Raw genomic sequence first — 26,812 nt, 5'->3', positions numbered from 1 at the left:
CGGCAGCACCAACAGGCGCAGATTACTCGACCATGCGGGCAGGGCAGGTCGTGGGGGTGGAACTCGGGCATTCCCCGGCGGATAGATTCCAGCTGTGGGCGGCTATTTCGACGCGGCGACCGCGACGCCGCTGCACCCTGTGGCGCGCGAGGCGATGCTGGCGGCGCTCACCGACGGGTGGGCCGATCCGGGCCGGCTGTACCCGGAGGCCCGCCGGGCGCGGCAGCTCGTCGACGCCGCGCTCTCCGTCGTCGCCGAGATTCTGGGGGAACGTCCGGAGCGCGTGCACGCCACCCCGGGCGGCGGCGAGGCGGCGGGCTACGCCGTCGCGGGCGTACGCCGCGGCCGCAGGCGCATCGGCGGGACCGTGGTCCGCAGCGCGGTCGAGCACTCGTCGGTGATCAAGGCGGTCGGCGGGGACGCCGTGGAGATTCCGGTCGACCGGCTCGGCCGGGTCTCGGCGGATGCCTTCGCGGCGGCCGTCCGGGAGCCCGGTGTCGCCATGGCCGCCCTGATGAGCGCCAACCACGAGGTGGGCACCAGGCAGCCGGTCGCCGAGGTGGCCCGGGCGTGCCACGAGGCGGGCGTGCCGCTGTACGTGGACGCCGCGCAGACGGTGCCGTGGGAGCCCGTGCCGACGGGCTGGGACCTGCTGTCGATGAGCGCGCGCAAGTGGGGCGGCCCGGCCGGCGTGGGCTTCCTGGTGCTGCGCCCGGGGGTTCGCTGGGTCGATCCGCGGCCGGCGCTCCCGCCGGTCAACATTCCGCTGCTGGTGGGCGCGGCGGCGGCCCTGCGCGCCGTGCGGGCCGACGCCGACCGGCAGGCGAAGCGGCTCTCGGCACTGGTGGACCGGATCCGCGCGGTCGTCCCGGCGGGCGTGCCGGACGTGGAGGTGGTCGGCGACCCGGTGGACCGGCTGCCCCACGTGGTGACGTTCTCGTGCCTGTACGTGGACGGGGAGGCGCTGTTGCACGCCCTGGCGCGCGAGGGGTTCGCGGTGTCGTCGGGCTCGGCGTGCACGGCCGACACCCTGCGTCCCTCGCACGTGCTGGCCGCGATGGGCGTCCTGACGCACGGCAACGTGCGGATCTCCCTGCACCCCGGGACCGCCGAGGCGGACGTGGACCGCTTCCTGGCGGTCCTGCCCGGCGTCGTCGCCGCACTGCGCGAGGAGGCCGGGGTGAGCGGGCTGTGAGCGTCGCCGAGGAACTCGACTGCCGGGGCATGCGCTGCCCCCTCCCGGTGATCCACCTGGCCAGGGCGCTGCCCGGCGTGGCGATCGGCGACGTGGTGCGCGTCCTGGCGACCGACCCGGCGGCGGCGGTCGACATCCCGGCCTGGTGCCGCATGAGGAACCAGGAGTACCTGGGTGAGCCCGCGGAAGGCGCCTACGACGTACGCCGCCGGAGCTGACCACTACCCGCGGACGTGGAGCGCAGCGACCCGGCGGGAGCAGCGGTAGTGCCCCCGACGGACCGTCGCAATGACGCTCTTCAGGATTTTGCTTTCAGGCGCCCGAGCAGGACGTACGCCTCGCAGCCGAGGCAGAGCCCGAAGGCGGCGTTGAGGAACGCCGCGCCGAGGGCGCACGCCGCGAGGACGGTCCCGACGACCCAGCCGCCGGCGAGGTAGGCGACCGCGGCCGCGAGGGTGAACACCAGCCCGACCCGCTGGGCGAAGCGCACCGGCGCCACGTCCTCCAGTTCCCCCGGCGGCCCGAGCCGGGGACGGATCACCTTGGCGTAGACCAGCGCGTACGGGCTCCGGCGCGGACCGAGGGCGCCGAGGGCGAACACCGCCGCCTGGGCCAGGGCGAGCCAACCGCTGCCGGTGGCGAGGATCACGACGAGCACGACGGTCGTGACGGCGGCGACGAACCGCGGCCCACGCGGATCGAGCAACGGCGGACGCTCGGTCATCAGCGCACCCCCGCCAGCGCGGCCTCGAGGTCGGCGCGACGCGGCACCCCGACGGTGCGCCACACGGGCGTCCCGGCCGCGTCGAGCACCAGCAGCGTCGGCGTGCGCAGAACGTCGAACTCACGCGACCGGTCCGGATCCGCGGCGGCGTCGACCTCGACGTGTCGGACGTCGGGCCCGGCGAGGGACTCGCACAGCGCGCGCACCTGGCGACACGGCCCGCAGGCCGGCGCGGAGAACTGCAGCAGCGTCACCGGACCGCTCGCCGCGGCCTCAGCCACGCGCACGAGCCGGCCCTGACGCGAACGCCACACCAGACCGAAGATCGTGGCGACCGCCAGCACGGCGACCGCCACGATCACACCTCCACCCACCGGCACATCCTACTTCGGCGGTAGGTTTAGTGCCACCATCAGCCCAGGTGAGGGCGCACTTCTTCGGCGGCGTCGTCCCCGTAGGACTCGGCGAGCCGCTTGAGGAACTCGTCGTTCTTGACGACGTACTCCTGGGTGCCGACCGTTTCGAGCACCAGCGTCGCGAGCAGCGCACCCACCTGCGCCGAACGCTCCAGCGACAGCCCCCACGTGAGACCGGCGAAGAAGCCGCTGCGGAAGCCGTCGCCGACCCCGGTCGGGTCGTACGCCTGGATCTCCCGCGCGACCGGCACGTGGATCGGCGCCGGCAGCGAACGCCCGGTGATCCGCACGCCGTCCTTGCCCAGGGTCGTCACCCGGATGCCGACCAGGTCGAGCAGCTGCTCCTCGCTGAGGCCGGTCTTGGAGGTGAGCAGCTCACTCTCGTACTCGTTGGTCAGCAGGTACGCGGCGCCGTCGATGAGCTGGCGCACCTCGTCGCCGTTCATGCGGGCGAGCTGCTGCGACGGGTCCGCCACGAACGGGATGCCGCGCTCCCGGCACTCCTCGGTGTGGCGCACCATCGCCGTGGGGTCGTTGGGGCTGATCAGCACCAGGTCGAGCCCACCGAGCCGGGCGGCGACCGGCGCCAGCTCGATGTTGCGCGCCTCGCTCATCGCACCCGCGTAGAACGACGCGATCTGGCACAGGTCGTCGTCGGTGGTGCAGACGAACCGGGCGGTGTGCGCGACCTCGCTCACGTACACCGACTCACAGTCGACGCCGTGGCGCTCGAGCCAGGCGCGGTAGTCGGCGAAGTCGTTGCCGACGGCGCCGACGAGGGTGGCGCGCACCCCGAGCTGGCCGAGGCCGAAGCAGATGTTGGAGGCGATGCCGCCGCGCCGCACGACCAGGTCGTCCACCAGGAACGAGAGCGAGACCTTGTGCAACTGGTCGGGCAGGAGCTGCTCGGCGAACCTCCCCGGGAAGTGCATCAGATGGTCGGTGGCGATCGAGCCGGTCACGGCGATCTTCATGAAGGCGTCCTCGGGGTGTACGGCGAACCAACGGCCGTGGCTCAGCGTACCGGGCTGCGCGGACACACGAACGGCCCGGACCTCGCGGTCCGGGCCGTTACGAGCGATCTTTCTAGTGGAACGAGTCGCCGCAGGCGCAGGAGCCCTGGGCGTTGGGGTTCTCGATGGTGAACCCCTGGGCGTCGATCCGGTCGACGTGGTCGATCTCGGCGCCGGTGAGGTACGGCACACTCATGCGGTCGACCACCACGGAGAAGCCGTCGTAGACCTTCTCCTTGTCGCCCTCGAGCGAACGGTCGTCGAAGAAGAGCTGGTAGCGGAGGCCGGAGCAGCCGCCGGGCTGCACGGCGACCCGCAGCTTCAGGTCGTCCCGGTCGGCCTCGGCCAACAGCACCTTGACCTTCTGCTGAGCGGTCTCCGTGAGTTTCACGCCGGTCGGGTTGTCGACGGCGTCAGCGGCCTTGGCCGGCTCGGTCTGCGGAGTGGTCACGATGTCAGTGCTCCTCGGCGCGGGTTTCAAGGTTTCTCCCGGCGCAACAGGATCTCACCCGGAGAACATTCCCGATTCTGCCACGTTCCTCGGGACCCCCCATTCTACCTGGACCATTGCCCGGCCAGACGCTGTGCGAGGCGGCGCAGCGACGGCCCGGCCCGGCGCATCGAGTCCTCCGGGCCGACCTCGTCGACCAGCGCGTACGCCTCCTCGATACCGGCCATCGCGGCCTCCCGCCGGCCGGCGCTGACCTGGCCGGCGACGACGAGACAGGGCACGCCGCGTTCGCGGGCGGCGGCGGCCACCCCGGCGACCAGCTTGCCGCGCAGCGACTGGTGGTCGAAGGAGCCCTCCCCGGTGATCACCAGATCCGCCTGGTCGAGCTGCGCGTCGAGGCCCATGAGGTCGCGGACCAGGTTGATGCCGGAGATCCGTTCGCCGCCGAGGGCGAGCAGGACCGCGCCCAGGCCACCCGCCGCGCCGGCGCCGGGCAGTGCCGCCAGTCCCGGTGGGCAGGTCTTCTCTTTCTGGAGAACGTCGGCGAACCGCTCGAGCGCGATGTCCAGCAGCTGCACGTCCTCCCGGGTGGCGCCCTTCTGCGGGCCGTAGACGGCGCTGGCCCCGTGGATGCCCACCAGGGGGTTGTCGACGTCGGTGGCCGCCACCAGGGTCACGCCGTCGCGGATCTTCGGCGGGCCGGCGAGCCGGTCGCAGGCGGCCAGCGCCGCTCCCCCGAACGGCAGCGCGTAGCCGTCGGCGTCCAACGGCGCCGCGTCGAGCGCCGCGAGGAAACCGCCGCCGGCGTCGTTGGTCGCGGAGCCGCCGAGGCCGATGACGACCCGCCGCGCGCCGGCCTCCACGGCGGTCGTGACCAGCGGGCCGAGGCCGAACGAGGTGGTGATCTTCGGATCGCGTTCGCCCCGCTCGAGCAGGTGCAGCCCGCAGGCCTGGGCGCTCTCGACGTACGCGGTGTCGCCGACCAGCAGCACCTGGCCGGTGACCCGACGGCCCAGCGGGTCGACGGTCGGCACCGTGATCAGGTTGCCGTCGAGCGCCTGCGCCAGCACCTCGAGGAACCCGGGCCCGCCGTCGGCGAGCGGCCGCAGCGTCACCTCGTCGCGCGGCGCCCCCGCGCGCCAACCGGCCTCGATGGCTTCGGCCGCCTCGACGGCGGACAGAGTGCCGGCGAATTTGTCCGGACAGACCAGGACCCGCATACGCGCAGAGTCTGCCACGTCACACTCCGCGGCAGGGTACGCCCTGGTCACAGGGATGCCACCATGGTCGGATGAGTTGGACCGAACCGTCGCCGACCGGGACCGCCCTCCTCCTTCTCGGCCGGGGCAGCGATCCTGCCGCCGAGAAGGGCGTCGACTGCCCCGGCGAACTGCCCGCTCCCAGCGATCCCGACCTCGTCGCCCGCGCCGCCGCCGCCAAGGCCGCGCTGGGCGACCGCGTGTTCGTGCTCGGCCACCACTACCAGCGCGACGAGGTGATCCAGTTCGCGGACGTGACCGGGGACTCGTTCAAGCTCGCCCGCGAGGCGGCCGCCAGGCCGGAGGCGGAGTACATCGTCTTCTGCGGCGTGCACTTCATGGCCGAATCCGCCGACATCCTCACCGCAGACAGCCAGCGGGTCGTGCTGCCGGATCTCGCGGCCGGCTGTTCCATGGCCGACATGGCCGAACTGACCCAGGTCGAAGAGGGCTGGGAGCGCCTGGCGGAGCTGGGCATCGCCGACGTGACGGTCCCGATCACGTACATGAACTCCACCGCCGCCATCAAGGGGTTCGTCGGGCGGCACGGCGGCGTGGTGTGCACGTCGTCCAACGCCGAACGGGCGCTGCGCTGGGCGTTCGAGCGAGGCGAGAAAATCTTCTTCTTCCCGGATCAGCACCTCGGCCGGAACACCGCCGTGCTGGAGCTGGGACTCTCCCTGTCGGACTGCGTGCTCTACGACCCGCACAAGCCCGGCGGCGGCCTGACCGACGAGCAGCTGCGCGCGGCCAAGGTGATCCTGTGGCGCGGGCACTGCTCGGTGCACGGCCGGTTCACGCTGGACAGCGTCAAGGAGATCCGCGAACGGGTCCCCGGCGTCAACGTCCTGGTGCACCCGGAGTGCCGCCACGACGTGGTGCTCTCGGCCGACTACGTCGGATCGACGGAGTACATCATCAAGGCGCTGGACGCGGCACCGGCCGGCAGTGCGTGGGCGATCGGCACCGAGCTGAACCTGGTGCGCCGACTGGCGAAGGCCCACCCGGACAAGCAGATCATGTTCCTGGACCGGGCGGTCTGCTACTGCTCCACCATGAACCGGATTGACCTGCCGCACCTCGTGTGGGCACTGGAAGAGCTGGTGGCGGGCCGGGTGCCCAACCAGATTCAGGTCGATCCGGACACCGCGTACCACGCCCGCGTCGCCCTGGACCAGATGCTCGCACTTCCGTAACTATCCGTCATTACCGGTTACTCTCCGCCGTCCGCGCAGGCCGGGCGGCGGGGTACCGGCTTCGTGCCACGTGGGACGAGTGAGGCCGCGCCACGCTGTTGAATCGGGGTTATGCTGCCCGGGCGTATTTGCCCACGGGTGATCCATATCTGAATGGTTCGATCACCCAGAGTCAGCTTCAATGTCCCCCCACGTGGAGGTTTGCGTGACCACCGACGTCCTCGTTGTGCACGGCGGCGCACCCTTGCACGGTGAGATCCGGGTTCGTGGCGCGAAGAACCTGGTCTCGAAGGCGATGGTCGCCGCGCTCCTCGGCGACGGCCCGAGTCACCTCTACGACGTTCCGCTGATCCGGGACGTGGAGATCGTGCGCGGCCTCCTCGAACTGCACGGTGTCAAGGTCACCGACGGCGCCGAGCACGGCGAACTGGTCTTCGACACCTCCAACGTCGAACGCGCCAACGTCGACGAGATCAACGTGCACGCCGGCTCCAGCCGCATCCCGATCCTGTTCTGCGGGCCCCTGCTGCACAAGCTCGGCCACGCGTTCATCCCGGACCTCGGCGGCTGCAACATCGGCGGCCGTCCCATCGACTTCCACCTCCAGGCGCTGCGCGAGATGGGCGCGGTCGTCGACAAGACCCCCTCCGGCCTGGACATCACCGCGCCGAACGGCCTGCACGGCACGAAGTTCGAGCTGCCGTACCCGAGCGTCGGCGCCACCGAGCAGGTGCTGCTGGCCGCCGTTCGGGCGCACGGCGTCACCGAGCTGCGCAACGCCGCCGTCGAGCCGGAGATCATGGACCTGATCGCCGTGCTGCAGAAGATGGGCGCGATCATCAAGGTGCACACCGACCGCGTCATCGAGATCGAGGGTGTGAGCCGGCTGCGCGGCTACAAGCACCGGCCGATCCCGGACCGGATCGAGGCCGCCAGCTGGGCCGCCGCCGCGCTCGCCACGCAGGGCGACGTCTACGTGCGCGGGGCCCGGCAGGCCGACATGATGACGTTCCTCAACACGTACACGAAGATCGGCGGGGCCTTCGAGATCGAGGATCCCGGGCCGAACAGCATCGGCGGCATCCGGTTCTGGCACCCCGGCGGCGAGCTGCGCGCCACGGCGCTGGAGACGGACGTTCACCCCGGCTTCATGACCGACTGGCAGCAGCCGATGGTCGTCGCGCTGACCCAGGCGCGCGGGCTGTCGATCGTGCACGAGACGGTCTACGAGAGCCGGCTCGGCTACACCGAGGCGCTCAACCAGATGGGCGCCACGATCCAGGTCTACCGGGACTGCCTCGGCGGCACGCCGTGCCGGTTCGGACGGCGCAATTTCATGCACTCCGCCGTCATCGCCGGCCCGTCCAAGCTGATGGCGGCCGACGTGGTGATCCCCGACCTGCGGGCCGGGTTCAGCCACCTCATCGCCGCGCTGGCGGCCGAGGGCACGTCCCGCGTGTACGGCGTCGAGCTGATCAAGCGCGGGTACGAGGACTTCGAGGCCAAGCTCGCCGCCCTCGGCGCATCGGTCGAACGGGGCTGAAGCTCCTCCCACCGGGATGGCGGCGCCGCCGTCCCGGTGGGTTAACGTGTGCGACGTGCCGTCGCTGTTCAAACGCAAGGTCGAAGAAGAAGCCGTCGATGAGACTCCGGCCGAGGAGTCCTTCGGCGCCGCAGTGCGCCCCCGGGGACACACCCCCAGCAAGCGCGAACTGGGCAAGGTGACGCCGAAGCGGCAGGACACCACGCGTCGCCGCGTGGCCGAGCCGCCGGCCAACACCAAGGAGGCGCGCCAGCGCCAGCGGGAGAAGGCCAAGCAGGACCGCATCGAGCGGCGCGAAGGCATGATGAACGGCGACGACCGTTATCTGCTCGCCCGCGACAAGGGCCCGGAGCGCGCGCTGGTCCGCGACCTGGTCGACCGGCGACTGACGATCGGCACGTGGTTCTTCGGCGGCGCGCTGCTCGTGCTCGTCGGTTCCTCGCGGGCCATGCCGCAGCTCATCCAGGTGGTCTCCAACCTCCTGTGGGCCCTGCTCGCGGCGGCCACGCTGATCGACAGCCTGCTGATCGCGCGGGAGATCAAGCGCGAGGTCAAGGCGCGCTTCCCGAAGACGGAGCAGCGCATGGGCAGCCTGTACCTGTACGGCGCGATGCGCGGGCTGACGTTCCGCCGCCTGCGCATGCCGAAGCCGCGGGTCAAGATCGGCACCAAGGTCTGAGGCGCCGTAGCCCGCGGGAAGGTCAGCGGTCCTTGTAGAGGCGGGCGACGACCTCCTCGATGTCCGGCTCCTCGATCTTCACGTCGCGCAGGACGCCGGTCTGCGCGAGGGCGGCGATCAGCGCGCCCGGGGGCTGGTCCAGCGCGTAGGTCAGGCGCGCGCCGCCGCCCTCCGTCGACTCCAGGTCGGCGCCCGGCACCGCCACCGGCCGGTCCAGCGGGGCGTCCAGGTCGGCGACGACGCGGCGCCGCGAGCCGTAGCGGGCGTGCAGTGCGGCCAGGGTCCCGTCGTGGACCACGCGGCCGTGGTCGATGACGACGAGGCGTTCGCAGAGGCGCTGGATGTCGGCGAGGTCGTGGGTGGTCAGCACCACCGTCGTGTCGCCGCGGGCACCCACCTCGGCCAGGAACGCCCGCACCGACTGCTTGCTCACCACGTCCAGCCCGATCGTGGGCTCGTCGAGGAAGAGCACCGCCGGCCCGTGCAGCAGCGCGGCCGTGATCTCCCCGCGCATGCGCTGCCCCAGCGAAAGCTGCCGCACCGGCGTGTCCAGGAACGGATCCAGCTCCAGCATCGAACGGCACCGGGCCAGCCGGGCGGCGTGCTCGGACGGCGGCACCCGGTAGATGTGCCGCAGCAGGTCGAACGACTCCCGCAACGGCAGGTCCCACCACAGCTGCGAACGCTGGCCGAACACCACGCCGATCCCCCGCGCCAGCCGCACCCGTTGCGGCACCGGCTCGAACCCGCACACGCGCACGTCGCCGCCGCTCGGGTGCAGCACGCCGGTGAGCATCTTGAGCGTGGTGGACTTGCCGGCGCCGTTCGGCCCGATGTAGCCGAGCATCTCGCCGGCCTCGACGCGCAGGTCCACCCCGTCCACGGCGGCGATCGCGTGCCTGGTCCGGCGGAACCGCCCGGCGCGCTTGCGCACGACGAACTCCTTGCGCAGCCCCCGCGTCTCGATGACCGCGCTCACGAGCCGGTGCTCCGGTACTGCCGCACCCCGCGGCGCCAGAACAGGCCGGCGACCACCGCGGCGACAGCCGCCACCAGCGGCGAGAGCCAGGCCAGCCACGGCGGCCCGCCGAGCGGATCGGGGCGGCCGAGCAGGATCAGCGCCGGGTAGTACCCGGCGAAAGCGAAGCCGAAGCCGTAGGCGAACACGCGTCGGAACACCCCTCCGTAGATCGTGGCCGGCCAGGTGGAGAAGTCCCGCCCGCCGTAGGTGAACGAGTTGGCGAACTCGCCGGAGTCGATCCACCAGAACGCCACCGTCGCGGTGGCCACGAAGATCGCGCCGAACAGCACGGCGCCGCAGAGCGGGGCGAGGACCGCCACGAGCAGGCGCACCGGCGTCCACTGCACCCCGGCGCCGACCGCCGTCACCGGGATCAGCGCGGCGCACAGCACCGCCCGGCCGGCGCGGCGGGGCGCGAAGTCCATGGCGATCAGCTGCCCCAGCGCGCCGAGCGGGCGCAGCAGCACCGCGTCGAACAGGCCGGTGCGCACGTAGTTGCGGATCCGTTCGACGCTGCCCACGACAAGGTCGGCGAGCGCGAAACCGGCGCCGGCGAGCGCCGCGATCAGCAACCCCTCGGCCTGAGTGAACCCGCCGAGCGAACCCGACGCGTGGAACACCACGAGCACACCGAGGAGGTCGATCACCCCGAAGCCGGTGCTGGCCGCCACGTCGAACCAGAACGACGCCCGGTACTGCGCCTGCCCGCGCGCCTGGGCCAGGAAGAGGCGGTAGTACTCAGCCACCCTGGATCACCATCTTGCGTTCGCCCCGCCGCTGGATCAGGACCGCCGCCGGCAGCGCCACCGCCGCCCAGGCCGCCTGGGTCAGCAGCAGCCGCAGCGGATCACCCCGTTCGACCAGGACATCCATCGGCGCCTGCACCATCGACGCGAACGGCATCCCGTACACGACCAGCGCGGGCAGCGGCTCCGGCAGGATCCACAGCGGGAAGACCATGCCGGAGAGCAGGGTGGAGAACAGCACCCACGCCGTCATCGGCCCGCGCACGTCCAGCAGCCAGTGCACCGAGCAGAACAGCGCGTGCCGGCAGCCGAACGTCACCAGCAGCGCGAGCACCAGCGAGAGCGCGAACGCCGGATACGTGCTCCAGCGCGCCGGCGCGTACAGCCCGAACGCCAGCGCGCCCACCACCACCGGCGCCACGAACCGGGTGAGCAGCGCGAAGCCGGCCCGGCCCAGGTCGACGGCGAGCAGCTGCCAGACGGGGTGCACCGGGCGCAGCAGGTCGGTGACGGCGTCGCCGGTACGGACGCGTTCGGCGTACTCGGGCGGCCCCCAGATGTTGATCGTGGCGAGCATGCCCTGGCTGACCCAGACGAACGTGGCGAGGCGGGGCCGGTCGTAGCCGGCGAGCACCCCGCCCGCGGCGGCCGCGGCCGCGAACATCCCGTACGTGCGCAGGAAGCCGAACATCACGTTGGTGGTGGCGCCGGCGACGGTCGCCTGCCGGTAGGTCGAGTAGCGCCGGAAGCCGGCTCGCACCAGCGCCCAGTAGACCGTGAGCGGAGGCAAGCCGTAACCTCCATCTCGTTCGCTGAGCGGTGTTCGGGAGAAGATGTGCCGATTGCCGGTGGACGGCCGGGAGACTCTACCGGTGCGACCGGCGTGATCGACAACGAATAAAGTCGCGCCTGAGGTGGTGGTGTGGACGACAACCGGGTAGCCGAGGCAGGCGACGCCGCGGAGGCCGAAGGGCCGCCGCGACCGCGCGTCGCCCGGCCGGCGTGGGCGTCCATGGCGACCCAGACCTGGCGGCCGGTGCCCGTTCCGGGTGCGCTGGCGAAGCCGCCGGCCGAGCCGGAGGCGCCACCAGCAGAGCCGCTGCGTGACCTGCCGGAGCAGCGTGCGCCCCTCCGCGACCTGCCGGAGTACGCCGCCCCGGCCCGCGATATGACGGACTACCGCGAGCCGGCACGGGAGGCGCCGCGGCCGCCGCGGGACCGGGACACCGACGCCGGCCCGCGCATTCCGGCGCCCCGCCCGCCGAGCGCGCACGAGGGGCCGGACCCCGAGCAGGCGCTCGCGGCGTTCGACTGGCGCTACGACCCGGACACCCTGCGGGAGCTGGTCGACGAGCGGGAGGCCGTGACGTTGATGGCGATCGGCCGCGCGCTGACCGCCCGCATCGACGAGCGGCACAACGACGCCGACCGGGCGCGGCTGTTCAGCCTGCGGGCCGCGGTCAGCCGGGTCCTCGGTGATCTCCCCCGGGCGCTCGCGGACGGGCGCCGGGCCCTCGCCCACGCCGAGGCCACGGGGGAACTGCGCCGGATCGCGATCGTGCAGGCCCGGCTCGCCCACGTGTTGCAGTGGGCCGGCGAGTTCGCCGAGGCGGACCGGCTGTTCACGCTGGCCAACTCGGGGGAACTGCCGGATCGCCTGCGCGCCAGCATGCACCAGCACATCGGCAAGTGCGCCTACGACCAGGGCCGTTACATGGAGGCCTGCAACCACTTCGAGCGCGCGCTGGACCTGCGCCGCGCCGAGGACCCGGAGATGATCGCCCAGACGGAGCTGGCGCTCGACGCGGTCTTCCGCCGGGTGGCCGAACGCGGCTGGGGCCCCTACCCGCGCACCCCCGAGGAGCTGCTGCAGCTGCGCCGGCCGCCGGTGCCGGCGTTCTCCGAGGAGAAGGAGCTGTGGGGGTACACCGGGCCGGACGGGCAGTTCCTGATCGCGCCGCGGTACAACGACGTGCAGCCGTTCCGGGACGGGGTGGCGTGGGTGCAGCTGCCCGGTGCGCTCACCTGGGCCCTGATCGACCTCGACGGGCAGATGCTGATCCAGCCCGCGTCGGGGTGGCTCGGGGTGAGCAGCTTCGCCGACGGGCTCGCCTGGGTCGCCCGCAACGGCACCAGCAACTGGCTGGCGATCGACAAGACCGGCGCCGTGATGATCCAGCCGTACTACGACGACGTGCGGCCGTTCCGGCGGGGGCTCGCGGCGGTGTCGAAGGAGGGCCGCTGGGGAGCGGTCAACGCGGCCGGCGACGAGGTGGTGCCGCTGGCGTACGAGGGGTTCGCGACGGCGCTGGCCGACGGGCGGTACATCGACGGGTTCAACGACGAGGGGCTCGCCGTCGTGATCCTGGACGGCAAGAAGGGCGTGGTGGACCGCACCGGGCACGTGCTGGTCCCGTCCATGTACGCCAACGTCGTGATCCACCCGGTGGCGTACCTGATCGTGGACCAGTCGCAGCGCTGGGGTGCGCTGGACCGGCGCGGCCGGGTCCTGGTCGATCCGCACTACCCAAGCCGCAACGGCGTCATCGACGAGCTGGACCGGCTGCTGGCCGATACGAAGCCGGTGCTCTGAGAGGTTTGATGATCTAGCTTCCGGCTAGGGTTTCCCTTATGGAGTTCAGACACCTCGGGCGCTCGGGCATGCTGGTGAGCGCCATCTCGTACGGCAACTGGTTGACCCACGGCTCGCAGGTCGAGGAGGAGCAGGCGAGCGCGTGCGTGAAGGCCGCGCTCGACCTCGGGATCACCACGTTCGACACCGCCGACGTGTACGCCGGCACCCGCGCCGAGTCGGTGCTCGGTCGGGCCCTCGCCGGGGTACCGCGCCAGGAGCTGGAGATCGCCACCAAGGTCTACTGGGCGACCGGTCCGGGCCCGAACAACCGGGGCCTGTCGCGCAAGCACATCCAGGAGTCGATCAACGGCTCGCTGAAGCGGCTCCAGACCGACTACGTGGACCTGTACCAGGCGCACCGGTACGACTACGCCACGCCGCTCGAGGAGACCATGTCGGCCTTCGCCGACATCGTGCACGCCGGCAAGGCGCACTACATCGGCGTCTCCGAGTGGAAGGCCGAGGAGATCCGGGCCGCCGCCGCGCTCGCCAAGGAACTGCGCATCCCGCTCGTGTCCAACCAGCCGCAGTACAACATGCTGTGGCGGGTCATCGAGCCGGAGATCGTTCCCGCGTCCGAGGAGCTGGGCATCTCGCAGATCGTCTTCTCGCCGCTCGCCCAGGGCGTCCTGACCGGTAAGTACCTGCCGGGGCAGGCGCCGCCGGAGGGTTCGCGGGCCACCGACGACAAGGGCGGCAAGAACATGATCGCCCGCTGGATGAGCGACCCGGTGCTGACCGCCGTGCAGGGGCTCAAGCCGATCGCCGAGCAGCACGGGCTCACCCTGGCCCAGCTCGCGATCGCGTGGGTGCTCAGCAACCCCAACGTCGCCTCCGCGATCGTCGGCGCCACCCGCCCCGAGCAGCTCACCGACACCGTCAAGGCGGCCGACGTGAAGCTCGACGCGGACGCGCTCAAGGCGATCGACGAGGTGCTCGGCTCGGTCGTCGAGCGGGACCCGTCGAAGACCGCCAGCCCGCCGAAGCGGCCTTAGGTGTCGGCAGCGCCGCGCCCGTTCAGGCGGGTGCGGCGCCGGCGGTGCCGTCCGTCCCGTCCGTCCCGTCCAGGGCCAGTTCGGCCAGGAGCCGCCAGGCCTCCGCGGCGAGGTCGCGGGCACCGACCTCGTCCAGCTCCTCCGCGATGGAACGGATGGCCTTGATCGCCGGCGCCCGTTCACCGAGATGCGCCCCGGTGCGGGCGTGCAACATCCGGGCCCGGGTGCGCGCCTGGAACGACAGCAGCGGCGCCCGCTCCAGCGCCTCCTCGCAGCGCGTCCGGGCCTCCTCGTAGCGCCCCTCGGCGAACGCGATCCGTGCGGCCAGCAGGTCCAACTGCGCCAGGTACACCGGGATCGCGAGTACCCGCACCACGCCGGCCGCCGCGGCGAACCACTCGTGGGTCTCCTCGTCGAGGCTCCGGCCGGCCCGCAGGGTCAGCGACACCAGCGCCATCCGCAGCCGCACCCACAGCACCGGATCCTGGCCGGTCGGCAGCGCCAGAACGGCGTCGCGCATCAGCCGGATCCCCTCCGCGCCGCGCCCCCGGTCGGTCTCCACCTCGGCGACCACCCACAGCACCTGGGCCCGCAGGGCGCCGGGCAGGTCGCCGCCCAGCTCCGCCAGCAGGTCCTGCGCGTGCCGGTCGGCGTCGAACGCCCGCCCGGTCTCCGACTCCGTCGCGACGAGCGCCAACCGGGCGAGCATCCGCTGGTCGTCGGGCACCTCGGGATCGTCGGCGTGGTCGGCGGCGGTGCGCGCGGCGGCGTACGCCTCGCCGATGCGCCCGCTGCGGCGCAGCCCTTCGCTCAGCCCCACGTAGGCCTCGGTCAGCAGGGCCGGGCTGGCGGCCTCGTGGGCCAGTTCGACCAGTTCCCGCTGATAACGCAACCACTCGTCGTGGGCGCCGAGGCCGCGCAGGGCGAGCACGAGACCGGCCCGCACCGACCACTGGACGGCCAGCGAGGTGCGGGCGGCCCGGGCGTAGGCGTCGGTGAAGAGCTCCCGCGCGGCGGCCAGGTTGGTGGCGGCGAGCGCCCGCTGCCCCTCGGCGAGCACCCGGGACAGGTACGCCTCGCGGCTGACCTGGAAGATGCTCACGTCGACGCCGAGCCGGGCGGCGAGGGTCTGCGCCATGTGCAGATTGACGCTGCGGCTGCCGGACTCGATCCGGGAGACGTAGCTCGTGGAGAGGCCGCCGTTGTCGGCCAGGTCGGCCTGCTTGAGCCCGCGTTGCAGGCGCAGCCGGCGCAGCCGCTCACCGAGGGCGGGTTGCGGGAGCAGGTCGAAGTCGTTCACAAGGCTCCCAACGTGCGAAGGTACGCCGCCGAGGCACAAGCTATATCAACCAGCCTCTATCGCACCATGCCGTGATGGGTGGGGCGTCAGGACCAGAAGCGGAACAGGTCGTAGCCCTGCGCGTACAGCTGCGGCGACAGGCCGACGACATCCGCGATCGCGTACACGACGGTGAAGAAGATGCGGTTGATCTGCGGCACGAAGAGCACGGCCATCACGATCAGCAGCCCGTACGGCGCCACGTTGGCGAAGCCGCGCTGCCCCTGTGGGGAGAGCCACGGGAAGATCAGGTTGCCGCCGTCGAGCCCCGGGACCGGCAGCAGGTTGAGCACCGCCACGGTCAGCTGCAGGAACCCGAGCAACGCCGCCCCGGCCCAGAACCCCGCGCTGCCGATGGTCCCGCCGGTCACCACCACCGGCACGATGAGCACGATCGCGAACGCCACGTTGACCAGCGGGCCGCAGAGGCTCACCAGGCTGTCCCACAGCTTGCTGCGCAGCGCGTGGCGTTCGACCTGAACGGCGCCGCCCGGCAGCCCGATCCCGCCGATGATGATGATCAACAGCGGCAGGGCGATCGACAGCAGCGGGTGCGAGTACAGCAGCGGGTTGAGCGTCAGGTAGCCCTTGTGCGCCACCGACCGGTCCCCGCCCTTGAACGCCACCAGCGCGTGCGCGTACTCGTGCAGGCACAGCGACACCAGCCACCCGGCCAGCACGAACAGGAAGACGTTGAGCCCGACGCTGCCGAACCCGACCCAGAGCATCACGCCCGTGGCGGCGAAGAGCGCCACCAGGCACAGAAAGATCACGCTCGGCCGGAACGCGCCGCGTGGCGCACCGACCGTCAGGCCCCCTCCCCAGGACACGACGGTCAGTCCCCGGCCGGTGCCAGTGACATCCGGTACTCCTGGCGGGTGTCCTCCAGCAGAACGACCCGCACGACGCCGGCCGCGGCCAGCTCGCGCCAGCTCTGGCCGATCCAGCTCTCGGCGTCGGACTGGCTGGAGAACGCCTCGGAGGGGTAGTCGACCGGCCCACCCGATGCGTCTTCGTACCGCCACGTCCACGCCATGCCCGCTCCCTCGCCAGCCGCTGCCTCGACAGTGCAAGGGTACGGGCCGCCGCGTCGCATCCGCCCGCAGCCCATAAGGTACGGGCATGTCCACGTCGCGCGTGCTCGTCCTGGGTGGCATCCGCTCCGGCAAATCGGAGTTCGCCGAGGCGCTGTTGTCAGCGTCCGAGCAGGTGAGTTATCTGGCCACGGCGCCCCTGCGGGAGGACGACCCGGCGAGCAGCGAGGACCGCAGCTTGCGAGGACCGCTGTCGCGAGCCACAGCAGACACTGCGTGGGAGAAGCGCGTCGCCGCGCACCGCGAACGCCGCCCCGCCGACTGGTCGACCGAGGAGTTCGCGGCCGATCCGTACGGGCTGGCGCTGCGGCTGTCCGGCGCGAAGCCCCAGGAGGCGCTGCTCGTCGACGACCTCGGGGCGTGGCTGACGACCGTTCTGGAACTGGCCGGTGACTGGTCCGACCCGGCGGCCGCCGATGACGCGATCGACGCGCTGACCGACGGGCTGCGCGATTCGCCGGCCGGCCGGGTGGTGCTGGTCAGTCCCGAGGTGGGGCTGTCGGTGGTGCCGGCGACCGAGGCGGGGCGGACGTTCGCCGACGCGCTCGGGCGGCTCAACCGGCGCATCGCCGAGGTGGCGGACGGGGTGAGTCTGGTGGTGGCCGGGCAGGCGACCTGGCTGAAGGGCGGGCCGCCCGGGGCCGTGCCGCGGCCCGCCGCCCCGCCGGCTCCCCTCGTGGGCACCGCCGCCGGGCAGTCCACTGTGGAGCGTGGCGACACGAGGTTCGAGCCGAACCTGGATTTGCCGATCCCGGACGAGACCTCCGCGGCGGCCGCCGTCACCCACCTGGCCGGCCTGGACTTCGCGGGCTCCGGCCTCGGCACGCTCGCCGGGGTGGTGTCGCTCGCCGGCGGTACTCAGCAGCGCGGCGTGCCCCGGCCGTGGGAGAACGTGCGGGTGCTCGTGCTCAATGCCGTTCACGAGGGAAAAGCCGGGGCGGGAGACGACCCGGCGGCGACGGCTCGGCACCTGGAGCAGGCACACGAGGGCACGGGTCCGTTGGCGCTCCTCGCCGGCGCGGCCGGCGCGACCCTGGCCACCGTCAGCTGCCCGATCTCCGGGCCGATGGAGGACGGCGACGCGCTGACCTCGGAGGAGGTCGAGGACGCGCTGTCGACCGGCTGGCGGCTCGCCGAGTCGGCCGTGGACGAGGGCGCCGACGCGCTGGTGATCGCCGCGCTCGGGATCGGCAGCGAGGCGGCCGCCGTGGCGCTGTCCGCGCTGGCCGCCGGCGGCGAACCGGCCGCGCTACTCGACCGCGTCGTGAGCCCCTCCGGACACGTGGACGACACCGCCTGGATGCGCCGGCTCTCCGCGATCCGCGACGCGATGCACCGGGTGCGCAACCGGCAGCGGGACACCCGCGGGCTGCTCGGCACCGTCGGCGGCTGGGACATCGCGGTGGCGACCGGGGTGATCCTCGGGGCGACGTTCCGGCGCACCCCGGTGATCATCGACGGGCCGGTCGGGGTCGCCGCCGCGCTCGCCGCCCGCGACATGGGCGGACAGACCCGGCACTGGCTGGTCCTGCCGGACAACGGCGACAACCCGCTGGTCCGCTACGGCGCCGACGTCCTGGGGCTGAAGCCGGTGCTGCACCTGAAGCTGCGGCTCGGCGAGGGGGCGACGGCGTTGGCCGCGCTGCCGCTGCTGCGGGCGGCGCTGACGCTGGCGGCGGGGACGCCGGAGATCCCGCCGACGCCGCTGACCGAGGACTCGCCGCGCTGGGCGGTCGCCGACTTCCCGACGACCGAGCTGCCCGTCGTCAAGAAGGGGTGATCCTCCTCCACGGCCTGCGGCTCGCCGTCTCCGTGCTGACCGTCCTGCCCGTGCGGGCGGCGCGCTGGGACCGGCCGACGGCGGCCGTCGCGATGACCCTCGCTCCCCTGGTCGGCGCCGGTCTCGGCGCCGTGCTCGGCGGAATCGGGTCCGGGCTGCGCGCCGCCGGGGCCACCCCGTTGCTCGCCGCCGCCGTGATCGTCGCCGCCGGCGCGCTGCTGACCCGGGGGATGCACCTCGACGGGCTCGCCGACACCGCCGACGGGCTCGGCACCTACGGCGCCCCGGAGCGCGCGCTCGCCGTGGCGAAGGCCCCGGACGTGGGGGCGTTCGGGGTGATCGCGATCGGCTGCGCCCTGCTCGTGCAGGTCGCGGCGCTGGCCTCCGTCCCGGGACCGGTCGCGGTGATCGTCGCCGTCGCCGGCGGACGGCTCTCGGTCCCGTGGGCGTGCCGGCGCGGGACGCCCGCCGCGCGCCCCGACGGGCTGGGCGCGACGGTCGCCGGCACGGTCCCGCCGTGGGCGCTCGCCGTCGCCACCGTCGCGGTGCTCGGTCTCTGCGCCGCCGCCGTCCCCGGGCGTCCGTGGCAGGGCCCGCTCGCCGTCCTGGTCTCCCTCCTCGCGGGGGAACTCCTCGTGCGGCACTGTGTGCGGCGCTTCGGCGGCATCACCGGTGATGTGATCGGGGCGAGCGTGGAGATCACGACAACCGTCGCCCTCGTGGGCGTCTCCCTGGGAGGAAACCCGTGACGCACTGGCAGGATCTGGCCCGCACCGCCCTCGGCACGGTGCTGCGCGAGTACCCCAACGACCTGCGCCACCTGATGAACGGCCCGGACGACCGGCCCACCCCGCGCCAGGTGCACCCGGCGTTCTACGGCAGCTTCGACTGGCACTCGTGCGTCGAGATGCACTGGGTGGCGGCCCGGTTGCTGCGCCTCGCACCCGAGGAGGTGCCCGCCGGGGAGATCCGCGCGGTGCTCGACGCGCACCTGACCGCCGAGAACCTGGCCGCCGAGACGGCGTACCTCGTCGCGCGGCCCGGGTTCTCCCGGCCGTACGGGCGCGGCTGGGCGCTGACGCTGGTGCACGAGCTGCGCGACACGCCCTGGGGGCCGGCCGCCGCGCCGTTGGGCGAGGCCGTCGCGGACGGGCTCGCCCGGTGGTTGCCGCGCAACGAGTTCCCGGTGCGGTACGGGTTCCACAACAACGGGGCGTTCGCGCTGTGCCGTTCGTGGGACTACGCGGTGGCGCATCCCGGTTCGGGGCTGCGCGAAGCGATCGAGGACGCGGCGCGGCGCTGGTTCGCCTCCGACGAGAACTATCCGGCGGCGTGGGAGCCGGGCCCGTCGGACTTCCTCTCCCCCGCCCTCACCGAGGCCGAACTGATGTCGCTGGTGCTGCCCGCCGACGAGTTCGTGGCCTGGTTCGACCGCTTCCTGCCGGCGGTGCCGCCGGTGCTCGCGACGCCGGTGACGGTGTCCGACCCCACCGACGGCCAGGGCGCCCACCTCGCCGGCCTGAACTACAGCCGGGCCCGCGGCTTCAAGGCCGTCACCGCCGCCCTGCCCGCGGATCACCCGCGCACCGCGGAGCTGCTCGCGTCGGCCGAGGCGCACGACCGGGCGGCGGAACCGTTCGCGACCGGCGGCGACTACATGGTCGAGCACTGGCTGGCGGCGTACGCGGTGCTGTCGTTGACCTAGGGCGCTGCCTTAGCCTTCATCGATGAGGCACCTCGCGCACCTGGTCGAGCACCGCGCCGACATCGACTCCAGTTCGGCGACGTACGCCCTCCAGCCGATCGACGCGCCCCGACCGGCGGCGGGGGAATCGACCGTCGAGGTCACCTGCGCGACGTGCGGCAGGCCGGTGGAGCTGACCGTGCTGAGCGCGGCCGCCCTGCGGCGACGGCGGGCCCGGCTGCGCGCCGGCGTGGTGGCGCTGTACCTGGCCGCCGCGCTGTGCGCGATCGTCGGCGTGGTCACCTTCGGCGTCATCGCCGCGCGCGACCTGCGTTCCGGCGCGGCCGGCTGGACCGTCGTCGGGATGCTCTTCGGGACGATCGTCCTCGGCTGGATCGCCCACACGTACCGCCACGAACACGCCGACGAGGACGGGCTGCGGATCGCCCCCGGCAGCGGACACAGCCTGCGCCCCGCCGGGGACACCGGATACCACCAGTACCACCTCGACACCGCCGGCGGCGGCGAGTAGCCCTAGGTCCTGTCGCGCACCCGCGCCGGGACGAACGGCGGCTTCACGACCTTCATCCGCGCCCGCCGCCCGCGCACGTCCACCTCGACCTCGGTGCCCTCGGGCGAACCTGCCGGGTGCTCCAGCAGCGCCAGCCCGATGCCGACCTTCCTCGTCGGCGAGAACGTCCCGCTCGTCACCTGTCCGGCCGGGAAGCCCTGCGACAGCACCAGCATCCCCGGGCGCGGGATCGCCCGGTCGACGGCTTCGAGGCCCCACAGGGTGCGCAGCGGGCCGGCCTCCTTCTCCGCCACGAGCGCCGCCCGCCCCCAGAACTCCGGCTTCTTCCAGCCGACCGCCCAGCCCAGCCGGGCCTCCACCGGGGAGATCGTCGGCGACATGTCCTGGCCGTGCAGCGGGTAGCCCATCTCGGTGCGCAGCGTGTCGCGTGCGCCGAGCCCGCAGGGCCGGACGCCGGCCGTGCGCAGCTGGTCCCAGATCTCGCCGGCGAGGGCGTTCGGGACGACGAGTTCGTAGCCGTGCTCGCCGGTGTACCCGGTCCGGCACACGATGACGGCCGCCCCGCCGCGGGTCGCCGTCGCGAAGCTCATGTAGTCGTGGCCGGTCGGCAGGTCCAACGCGGCCAGCGCGCGCGCCGAACGCGGCCCCTGCACGGCCAGCACGGCGTACTCCTGGTGCTGATTGACGACGTCGATGCCGGCCGGCGCGGCGGCCCTCAGGCGCGCGGCGACCTCGGTCGTGTTGGCGGCGTTGGGCACCAGCAGCACCTCGTGGTCGGCGTGCCGGTACGCGATCAGGTCGTCGACCACCCCGCCCTTGGCCTCGTCGCAGCAGAGCGTGTACTGCGCCTGCCCCGCGGTCACCCGGTCGAGGTCGTTGGTGAGGCACCGGTTGAGGAACGCCACCGCCCCCGGCCCCCGCACGGTGACCTTGCCCAGGTGCGAGACGTCGAACACCCCGACGTCCTCCCGGACGGCCGCGTGCTCCTTCAGCACCCCGCCGTCGGCGTACTCCAGCGGCATCTCCCAGCCGCCGAACGGCGCGAGTTTGGCCCCGAGGGCGACATGCCGATCGTGCAGCGGGGAACGGCGCAAGGGTGCTGTCATGGGTGGGAACTTACTAGGGACCTAACGCCCGTTAGCATCGGTGCCAACATCATTTCACCGGCAGGCCTACCCACCGACGGACAAATTTCCGCCGAAGAAACCTGGAGCGCTCGCGTGACCGTTGTGAACCTCAGCGACCGGGACCCGGCGACGCTCGACGTCGACGCGGTGGTCATCGGTGTCCACGCCGAACCGCTGGCCCTCGCGGCCGGCGCGGAATCCGTCGGGGCGGCCTTCAAGGGCGGCGGGCTGCTCACGGCGTTGACCGCGCTCGGCGCCACGGGCAAGGCGGGCGAGGTGGTGAAGCTCGCGACGTTCGGCGCGATCGGCGCACCGGTGCTCGCCGCCGTCGGGCTCGGCCCCGTGCCGCAGGACGGTGCGGACGTCGCCGACGAGACGCTGCGACGCGCCGTCGGGGCTGCCGTGCGCGGGCTCGCCGGCAACGGGCGGGTGGCGCTCGCTCTCCCGGCCGCCGTCCGGCCGGTCGCCGAGGGCGCGCTGCTCGGCGCGTACCGGTTCACCGGGTACAAGACCCGGGACACCGACCGCCGCGACCCGGTGAAGACGGTCTCGATCGTCGCGGACGGCGCCTCGGCGAAGGCCGACAGGGCCGAGCTCAAGCGGGCCACGGTGATCGCCGGTGCGGTGACCCGCGCGCGCGACTGGGTCAACCTGGCACCCAACGAGAAGCGGCCGCCGGTGCTCGCCGCGTCGTTCGCCGAGGCCGCCACGAAGGCCGGGCTCGACGTCGAGGTGCTGGACGAGAAGGCGCTGCGCAAGGGCGGCTACGGCGGTCTCCTCGCCGTCGGGCTGGGCTCCGGCGAGCCGCCGCGCTTCGTGCGCATCGCCTACACCGCGCGCGGCGCCAAGTCCCGGGTGGCGCTGGTCGGCAAGGGCATCACGTTCGACACCGGCGGCGTCTCCATCAAGCCGGCCGCGAACATGTGGGAGATGAAGAGCGACATGGCCGGTGCGGCCGCCGTCGTCGCCGCGATGACCGCCGTCGCCGCGCTCAAGCCGAAGGTGTCGGTCACCGCCTACCTGCCGATCGCGGAGAACATGCCCTCGGGCACCTCGTACCGGCCCGGCGACGTCGTCACGATGTTCGACGGCACCAAGGTGGAGGTGCTCAACACCGACGCCGAGGGGCGCATGATCCTCGCCGACGCGATCGCCCGCGCCTGCGCGGAGGGCACCGACTACGTCGTGGAGACCTCGACGCTGACCGGCGGCCAGGTCGTCGCGCTCGGCCGGCGGGTCGCCGGACTGATGGGTTCACCGGAATTCAGCGAGCGGGTCCAGGCCCTCGGCGACCGGATCGGCGAGCCGGCGTGGACGATGCCGCTACCGGACGACGTGCGCAAGGGCATGGACTCCGAGGTCGCCGACCTCTCGCAGGTCAGCGCCGGGATGGACCGCGCCGGCCACATGCTGCAGGGCGGCATCTTCCTGTCGAACTTCGTCGCCGACGACGTCCCGTGGGCGCACATCGACATCGCCGGTCCCGCCTACCACTCGGGCGAGCCGACGGGCTACTGGCACAAGGGCGGGACGGGCGTGCCGGTGCGCACCCTGATCGAGCTGGTCGAGGACATCGCCCTCAACGGCTAGATCGCTTCTGGCGCTCGTCCCAGTCGCGCTTACGCTGCGGATACCCGGTCAACGCGATGTCGTAGACCGGGATCCGCTGCTTCTCGGCGAACCGGCGCGCGGCCCGCTCGTCCGGCACGCGGCGGCGGGTCCACTCCCCGTCGTGCGCGATCAGGATCATCGTCGGCGGCGTGACGGTCGTGCGCGGCTCCAGATACGCCTCGACCCCGCGCCGGGAGCGCACGAACTCCTCCAGGTGCGCGACGTCGTCCTGCTCCGCTGTGCGCCTCTTGAACCAGGCCACCGTTCACTCCCTCCCCGACTGGCGGCAAGGGTACGCGGGAAGCCCGTGAGCGGGGGGCCGACGAGATCATGTTCAGTGTCCTTTGGCACCTGGCGTCGCAACCGCCCGGTCCGAGTGACAAGATGGTCGAGGACGTCGGACGCCTCTCACCGGATCACCGTTAGCTCCATACGCCGGTCGCGTCCGCGCGAACGCGACTTCGGGAGATGACGTGACTCAAGGTAACCCCGGACACGATGTCGTCGTGCTCGGCGGCGGTAGCGGCGGCTACGCGACAGCGCTGCGGGCGGCACAGCTCGGCATGTCCGTAGTGCTGATCGAGAAGGACAAGGTGGGTGGCACCTGCCTGCACCGCGGCTGCATCCCCACAAAGGCTCTGCTGCACGCCGGAGAGGTCGCCGACAACGCTCGCGAGGCCGAGCAGTTCGGCGTGCAGGCGACCTTCAACGGGGTCGACTTCAAGGCGGTCAACGCCTACAAGGACGGCGTCGTCAGCAAGCTGTACAAGGGTCTCCAGGGGCTGATCAAGTCCAGGAAGATCACTTACGTGGAGGGCGCGGGCAAGCTCGTCGGCCCCAACGCCGTCGAGGTCGGCGGCAAGACCTACACGGGCAAGAACATCGTGCTCGCCACCGGTTCGTACTCGAAGTCGCTGCCCGGCCTCGAGGTCGACGGCGAGAAGATCATCACCTCCGAGCACGCGCTGGCGCTCGACTCCGCCCCGGCCTCCGCGGTGGTGCTCGGCGGCGGCGTGATCGGGTGCGAGTTCGCCAGTGCGTGGAAGTCGCTCGGCGTCGACGTGACCATCGTCGAGGCGCTGCCGCGGCTGCTCGCCGCCGAGGACGAGCAGTCCTCCAAGGCGCTCGAGCGGGCGTTCCGCAAGCGGAAGATCGCGTTCAAGGTCGGCAAGCCGTTCGAGAAGGTCGAGAAGACCAAGTCGGGCGTGAAGGTGACGCTGCAGGGCGGCGAGGCGATCGAGGCCGAGGTGCTGCTGGTCGCCGTCGGCCGTGGTCCGGTCACCGACGGGCTCGGCTACGAGGCCCAGGGCGTGCGGCTCGAACGCGGGTTCGTCATCACCGACGAGCGGCTGCGCACCGGTGTGCCGGGCGTGTGGGCGGTCGGCGACATCGTTCCCGGGCTGCAGCTCGCACACCGCGGGTTCCAGCAGGGCATCTTCGTCGCCGAGGAGATCGCGGGCCTCAACCCCGCCGTCATCGACGAGGCCGGCATCCCGCGCGTCACCTACTGCGAGCCCGAGGTCGGCTCGATGGGGCTCACCGAGGCCAAGGCCAAGGAGCAGTACGGCGCGGACAAGGTCGAGACCGTCACCTACGACCTCACCGGCAACGGCAAGAGCCAGATCCTGAAGACCGCCGGCTTCGTCAAGCTGGTGCGCGTCGCGGACGGCCCGGTCGTCGGTGTGCACATGGTCGGCGCCCGGGTCAGCGAGCTGATCGGCGAGGCGCAGCTCATCTACAACTGGGAGGCGTGGCCGGCCGACGTGGCGTCGCTGGTCCACGGCCACCCGACCCAGACCGAGGCGCTCGGCGAGGCGTTCCTGGCGCTCGCCGGCAAGCCGCTGCACGTCCACTAGCCCCGCTTTCGAACAGCAGATCAAGGAGCAGTACGACATGCCGGTATCGGTCACCATGCCCCGGCTGGGCGAAAGCGTCACCGAGGGCACCGTCACCCGCTGGTTGAAGCAGGAGGGTGACCACGTCGAGGCCGACGAGCCGTTGCTCGAGGTCTCCACCGACAAGGTGGACACCGAGATCCCCTCCCCGGCGGCCGGCGTGCTGACCCGCATCGTGGTCGGCGAGGACGAGACCGTCGAGGTCGGCAGCGAGCTGGCCGTCATCGGCGGCGACGGCGACGGCGGTTCCGCGCCCGCGGCCGCCCCCGCGCAGCAGGAGGAGGCTCCCGCCGAGGAGGCGGCCCAGGCCGAGCCGGAGGAGGCCCCGGCGCCCGCTCCCTCGCCGCAGGAGGAGGCGGCTCCGGCCGCGGCCGGTGGCGGTTCCGCCGAGGGAACGGCCGTGAAGATGCCCGCGCTCGGCGAGAGCGTCACCGAGGGCACCGTCACCCGCTGGCTCAAGCAGGTCGGTGAGACCGTCGAGGCCGACGAGCCGCTGCTGGAGGTCTCCACGGACAAGGTCGACACGGAGATCCCGTCCCCGGTGGCCGGCACGCTGCTGGAGATCAAGGTTCCCGAGGACGAGACCGTCGAGGTCGGCGCCGACCTGGCCGTGATCGGTGCGGCCGGTGCCGCGCCCGCACCGAAGCAGGAGGCGCCCAAGCAGGAGGCCCCCGCCGCCAAGCAGGAAGCTCCGAAGCAGGAAGCCCCCAAGCAGGAGGCTCCGAAGCAGGAGCAGCCCGCGCCGCAGACCGCCGGGGCGTCCTACGCCACGCCGTCGGCCGACGCGGAGACCACCGGCAAGCAGGAGTCCCGCTTCCAGCCGGCCCCGGCCGCCCCGCCCGCGCAGGCCCCCGCGGCGGGCGGCAACGGCGGCGACCCGTCCGGCTACGTGACCCCGCTGGTGCGCAAGCTCGCCGGCCAGCACGGCGTCGACCTGTCGACGGTGAGCGGCACCGGTGTCGGCGGCCGCATCCGCAAGCAGGACGTGCTGGCGGCGGCCGAGGCCAAGAAGGCCGCCGAGGCCAAGGCGAAGCAGGCCGCGCCCGCGGCCGCCGCTGCGCCCGCGCCCGCCAGGGCCGCCGCGCCGGCCGTCCCCGCCGAGGGGCGCACCGAGAAGATGACCCGCCTGCGGCAGACCATCGCCAAGCGCATGGTGCAGTCGCTGCAGACGTCGGCGCAGCTGACCACCGTGGTCGAGGTCGACGTGACCGCGATCGCGAAGCTGCGGGCCAAGGTGAAGAACGACTTCGAGCGCACCCACGGGGTGAAGCTGTCGTTCCTGCCGTTCATGGCGCTCGCGACGATCGAGGCGCTGAAGGCCCACCCGGTCGTCAACGCCCAGATCAACGAGGAAGAGAAGACCATCACGTACCACGGCGCCGTGCACCTGGGCATCGCCGTGGACACCGAGCGCGGCCTGCTCGTGCCGGTCATCAAGAACGCCGAGGACCTCAACATCTCCGGCATCGCGAAGCGGATCGCCGATCTCGCCGCGCGCACCCGTTCGATGAAGATCGAGCCGGATGAGATCTCGGGCGGCACGTTCACGCTGACCAACACCGGCAGCCGTGGTGCGCTCTTCGACACGCCGATCATCAACCAGCCGCAGGTGGGCATCCTCGGCACCGGTGCGATCGTCAAGCGCGCGGTCGTCGTGCAGGACCCGGAGTTGGGCGAGGTCATCGTGCCGCGTTCGATGATGTACCTGGCCCTGTCCTACGACCACCGGATCGTCGACGGTGCGGACGCGGCCCGGTTCCTCACCACCATCAAGGAACGCCTCGAGCACGGCGCGTTCGAGTCCGAGGTCGGCCTCGGCTAGGCAACCGACGCAATAGGAAAGGGTCGCCCGGGCGGGCGGCCCTTTTCTGTCTAGT

The 26,812-nt window shown here is 72.4% G+C and carries 27 protein-coding genes; 14 read left to right on the top strand and 13 right to left on the bottom strand.

What is annotated here, in order from left to right; genetic code table 11:
• Positions 1-85 precede the first annotated feature (85 nt).
• Together Val02_RS36880 and Val02_RS36875 are read left to right on the top strand one after the other, a co-directional pair.
• Positions 86-1,195 carry a cysteine desulfurase family protein gene (locus Val02_RS36880; RefSeq protein WP_239153628.1) on the top strand — a complete coding sequence of 370 codons (1,110 nt, stop codon included), beginning with the start codon at positions 86-88 and terminating at the stop codon, positions 1,193-1,195.
• Entirely contained in the window at positions 1,192-1,413 is a 222-nt protein-coding gene (locus tag Val02_RS36875; protein WP_203903938.1) for a sulfurtransferase TusA family protein, read from the top strand. The genes Val02_RS36880 and Val02_RS36875 overlap by 4 nt, the downstream gene beginning before the upstream one ends.
• Positions 1,414-1,493: 80 nt before the next feature.
• Here the strand turns inward: Val02_RS36875 and Val02_RS36870 are convergent, their stop codons facing one another.
• The 5 genes from Val02_RS36870 to Val02_RS36850 form a co-directional block, all read right to left on the bottom strand.
• The gene (locus tag Val02_RS36870) at positions 1,494-1,919 is read right to left on the bottom strand and encodes a DUF4395 domain-containing protein (RefSeq protein WP_203903937.1); all 426 of its coding nucleotides are present in this window, start codon (positions 1,917-1,919) and stop codon (positions 1,494-1,496) included.
• A complete protein-coding gene (locus Val02_RS36865) occupies positions 1,919-2,293 on the bottom strand; it encodes a thioredoxin family protein (protein ID WP_239153626.1) in 375 nt (124 codons plus the stop codon). The genes Val02_RS36870 and Val02_RS36865 overlap by 1 nt, the downstream gene beginning before the upstream one ends.
• 38 nt (positions 2,294-2,331) lie before the next feature.
• Positions 2,332-3,309: a carbohydrate kinase family protein gene (locus Val02_RS36860; RefSeq protein ID WP_203903935.1), complete on the bottom strand. Its 978-nt coding sequence runs from the start codon at positions 3,307-3,309 to the stop codon at positions 2,332-2,334.
• 112 nt (positions 3,310-3,421) lie between these two features.
• Positions 3,422-3,799 carry a HesB/IscA family protein gene (locus Val02_RS36855; RefSeq protein WP_203903934.1) on the bottom strand — a complete coding sequence of 126 codons (378 nt, stop codon included), beginning with the start codon at positions 3,797-3,799 and terminating at the stop codon, positions 3,422-3,424.
• Positions 3,800-3,903: 104 nt separating this feature from the next.
• Entirely contained in the window at positions 3,904-5,019 is a 1,116-nt protein-coding gene (locus Val02_RS36850) for a glycerate kinase family protein (RefSeq protein ID WP_203903933.1), read from the bottom strand.
• Between the two features lie 71 nt (positions 5,020-5,090).
• On the opposite strand from Val02_RS36850, the gene nadA reads away from it, so the two are divergent.
• The 3 genes from nadA to Val02_RS36835 all read left to right on the top strand — a co-directional run bounded on the left by nadA (position 5,091) and on the right by Val02_RS36835 (position 8,476).
• Positions 5,091-6,254, top strand: coding sequence for a quinolinate synthase NadA (gene nadA, locus Val02_RS36845; protein ID WP_203903932.1), 1,164 nt, complete (start codon positions 5,091-5,093; stop codon positions 6,252-6,254).
• Positions 6,255-6,435: 181 nt separating this feature from the next.
• A complete protein-coding gene (gene murA, locus Val02_RS36840) occupies positions 6,436-7,797 on the top strand; it encodes a UDP-N-acetylglucosamine 1-carboxyvinyltransferase (protein ID WP_203903931.1) in 1,362 nt (453 codons plus the stop codon).
• Between the two features lie 55 nt (positions 7,798-7,852).
• Entirely contained in the window at positions 7,853-8,476 is a 624-nt protein-coding gene (locus tag Val02_RS36835; protein ID WP_203903930.1) for a DUF3043 domain-containing protein, read from the top strand.
• A 22-nt stretch (positions 8,477-8,498) separates the two neighbouring features.
• Here the strand turns inward: Val02_RS36835 and Val02_RS36830 are convergent, their stop codons facing one another.
• From Val02_RS36830 to Val02_RS36820, 3 genes are read right to left on the bottom strand one after another with little or no spacing between them, the layout of a single operon-like run.
• On the bottom strand, positions 8,499-9,455 hold the full coding sequence (locus tag Val02_RS36830) for an ABC transporter ATP-binding protein (RefSeq protein WP_239153625.1): 957 nt from the start codon (positions 9,453-9,455) through the stop codon (positions 8,499-8,501).
• Positions 9,452-10,243, bottom strand: a complete 792-nt coding sequence (locus tag Val02_RS36825; RefSeq protein WP_203903929.1) for an ABC transporter permease — start codon at positions 10,241-10,243, stop codon at positions 9,452-9,454. Before Val02_RS36825 ends, Val02_RS36830 begins: the two co-directional genes overlap by 4 nt.
• Complete coding sequence (locus Val02_RS36820; RefSeq protein WP_239153624.1) at positions 10,236-11,033, bottom strand: ABC transporter permease; 798 nt, start codon at positions 11,031-11,033, stop codon at positions 10,236-10,238. The genes Val02_RS36825 and Val02_RS36820 overlap by 8 nt, the downstream gene beginning before the upstream one ends.
• 132 nt (positions 11,034-11,165) lie before the next feature.
• Here Val02_RS36820 and Val02_RS36815 point away from each other — a divergent pair, with 132 nt between their 5' ends.
• Positions 11,166-12,836 (top strand): WG repeat-containing protein, encoded by a 1,671-nt coding sequence (locus Val02_RS36815; protein ID WP_239153623.1) that lies wholly within the window; start codon positions 11,166-11,168, stop codon positions 12,834-12,836.
• A 38-nt stretch (positions 12,837-12,874) separates the two neighbouring features.
• Positions 12,875-13,873 (top strand): aldo/keto reductase family protein, encoded by a 999-nt coding sequence (locus tag Val02_RS36810; RefSeq protein ID WP_203903928.1) that lies wholly within the window; start codon positions 12,875-12,877, stop codon positions 13,871-13,873.
• A 22-nt stretch (positions 13,874-13,895) separates the two neighbouring features.
• Here the strand turns inward: Val02_RS36810 and Val02_RS47805 are convergent, their stop codons facing one another.
• From Val02_RS47805 to Val02_RS36795, 3 genes are all read right to left on the bottom strand, one after another.
• Entirely contained in the window at positions 13,896-15,173 is a 1,278-nt protein-coding gene (locus Val02_RS47805) for a helix-turn-helix domain-containing protein (protein ID WP_239153622.1), read from the bottom strand.
• Between the two features lie 86 nt (positions 15,174-15,259).
• Entirely contained in the window at positions 15,260-16,042 is a 783-nt protein-coding gene (locus Val02_RS36800) for a site-2 protease family protein (protein ID WP_239153621.1), read from the bottom strand.
• Positions 16,043-16,047: 5 nt separating this feature from the next.
• A complete protein-coding gene (locus Val02_RS36795) occupies positions 16,048-16,248 on the bottom strand; it encodes a hypothetical protein (RefSeq protein WP_203903927.1) in 201 nt (66 codons plus the stop codon).
• A gap of 86 nt (positions 16,249-16,334) precedes the next feature.
• Between Val02_RS36795 and Val02_RS36790 the strand changes: the two genes are divergently transcribed.
• From Val02_RS36790 to Val02_RS36775, 4 genes are read left to right on the top strand one after another with little or no spacing between them, the layout of a single operon-like run.
• Complete coding sequence (locus Val02_RS36790; protein ID WP_203903926.1) at positions 16,335-18,086, top strand: bifunctional adenosylcobinamide kinase/adenosylcobinamide-phosphate guanylyltransferase; 1,752 nt, start codon at positions 16,335-16,337, stop codon at positions 18,084-18,086.
• On the top strand, positions 18,083-18,835 hold the full coding sequence (locus Val02_RS36785; protein WP_203903925.1) for an adenosylcobinamide-GDP ribazoletransferase: 753 nt from the start codon (positions 18,083-18,085) through the stop codon (positions 18,833-18,835). Before Val02_RS36790 ends, Val02_RS36785 begins: the two co-directional genes overlap by 4 nt.
• Positions 18,832-19,791 carry a DUF2891 domain-containing protein gene (locus Val02_RS36780; RefSeq protein ID WP_203903924.1) on the top strand — a complete coding sequence of 320 codons (960 nt, stop codon included), beginning with the start codon at positions 18,832-18,834 and terminating at the stop codon, positions 19,789-19,791. Before Val02_RS36785 ends, Val02_RS36780 begins: the two co-directional genes overlap by 4 nt.
• 22 nt (positions 19,792-19,813) lie before the next feature.
• Positions 19,814-20,302 (top strand): hypothetical protein, encoded by a 489-nt coding sequence (locus Val02_RS36775; protein ID WP_203903923.1) that lies wholly within the window; start codon positions 19,814-19,816, stop codon positions 20,300-20,302.
• 2 nt (positions 20,303-20,304) lie between these two features.
• On the opposite strand, the gene gcvT is transcribed toward Val02_RS36775, so the two are convergent.
• Entirely contained in the window at positions 20,305-21,408 is a 1,104-nt protein-coding gene (gcvT, locus tag Val02_RS36770; protein ID WP_203903922.1) for a glycine cleavage system aminomethyltransferase GcvT, read from the bottom strand.
• A gap of 114 nt (positions 21,409-21,522) precedes the next feature.
• Between gcvT and Val02_RS36765 the strand changes: the two genes are divergently transcribed.
• Positions 21,523-23,019: a leucyl aminopeptidase gene (locus tag Val02_RS36765; protein WP_239153620.1), complete on the top strand. Its 1,497-nt coding sequence runs from the start codon at positions 21,523-21,525 to the stop codon at positions 23,017-23,019.
• Here Val02_RS36765 and Val02_RS36760 read toward each other — a convergent pair.
• Positions 23,009-23,302, bottom strand: a complete 294-nt coding sequence (locus Val02_RS36760) for a hypothetical protein (protein WP_203903920.1) — start codon at positions 23,300-23,302, stop codon at positions 23,009-23,011. The genes Val02_RS36765 and Val02_RS36760 overlap by 11 nt on opposite strands.
• Positions 23,303-23,513: 211 nt before the next feature.
• Between Val02_RS36760 and lpdA the strand changes: the two genes are divergently transcribed.
• On the top strand, positions 23,514-24,896 hold the full coding sequence (lpdA, locus tag Val02_RS36755; RefSeq protein ID WP_203903919.1) for a dihydrolipoyl dehydrogenase: 1,383 nt from the start codon (positions 23,514-23,516) through the stop codon (positions 24,894-24,896).
• Positions 24,897-24,933: 37 nt separating this feature from the next.
• Positions 24,934-26,757, top strand: coding sequence for a 2-oxoglutarate dehydrogenase, E2 component, dihydrolipoamide succinyltransferase (gene sucB, locus Val02_RS36750; protein WP_203903918.1), 1,824 nt, complete (start codon positions 24,934-24,936; stop codon positions 26,755-26,757).
• The last annotated feature ends 55 nt before the right edge of the window (positions 26,758-26,812 follow it).

Origin of the sequence: Virgisporangium aliadipatigenens (genome assembly GCF_016863615.1) — a bacterium.
Taxonomy (GTDB): Bacteria; Actinomycetota; Actinomycetes; order Mycobacteriales; family Micromonosporaceae; genus Virgisporangium; species Virgisporangium aliadipatigenens.
Note: the sequence above shows the minus strand (reverse complement) of the source record. Positions and strands in the feature narration are given on the sequence as shown.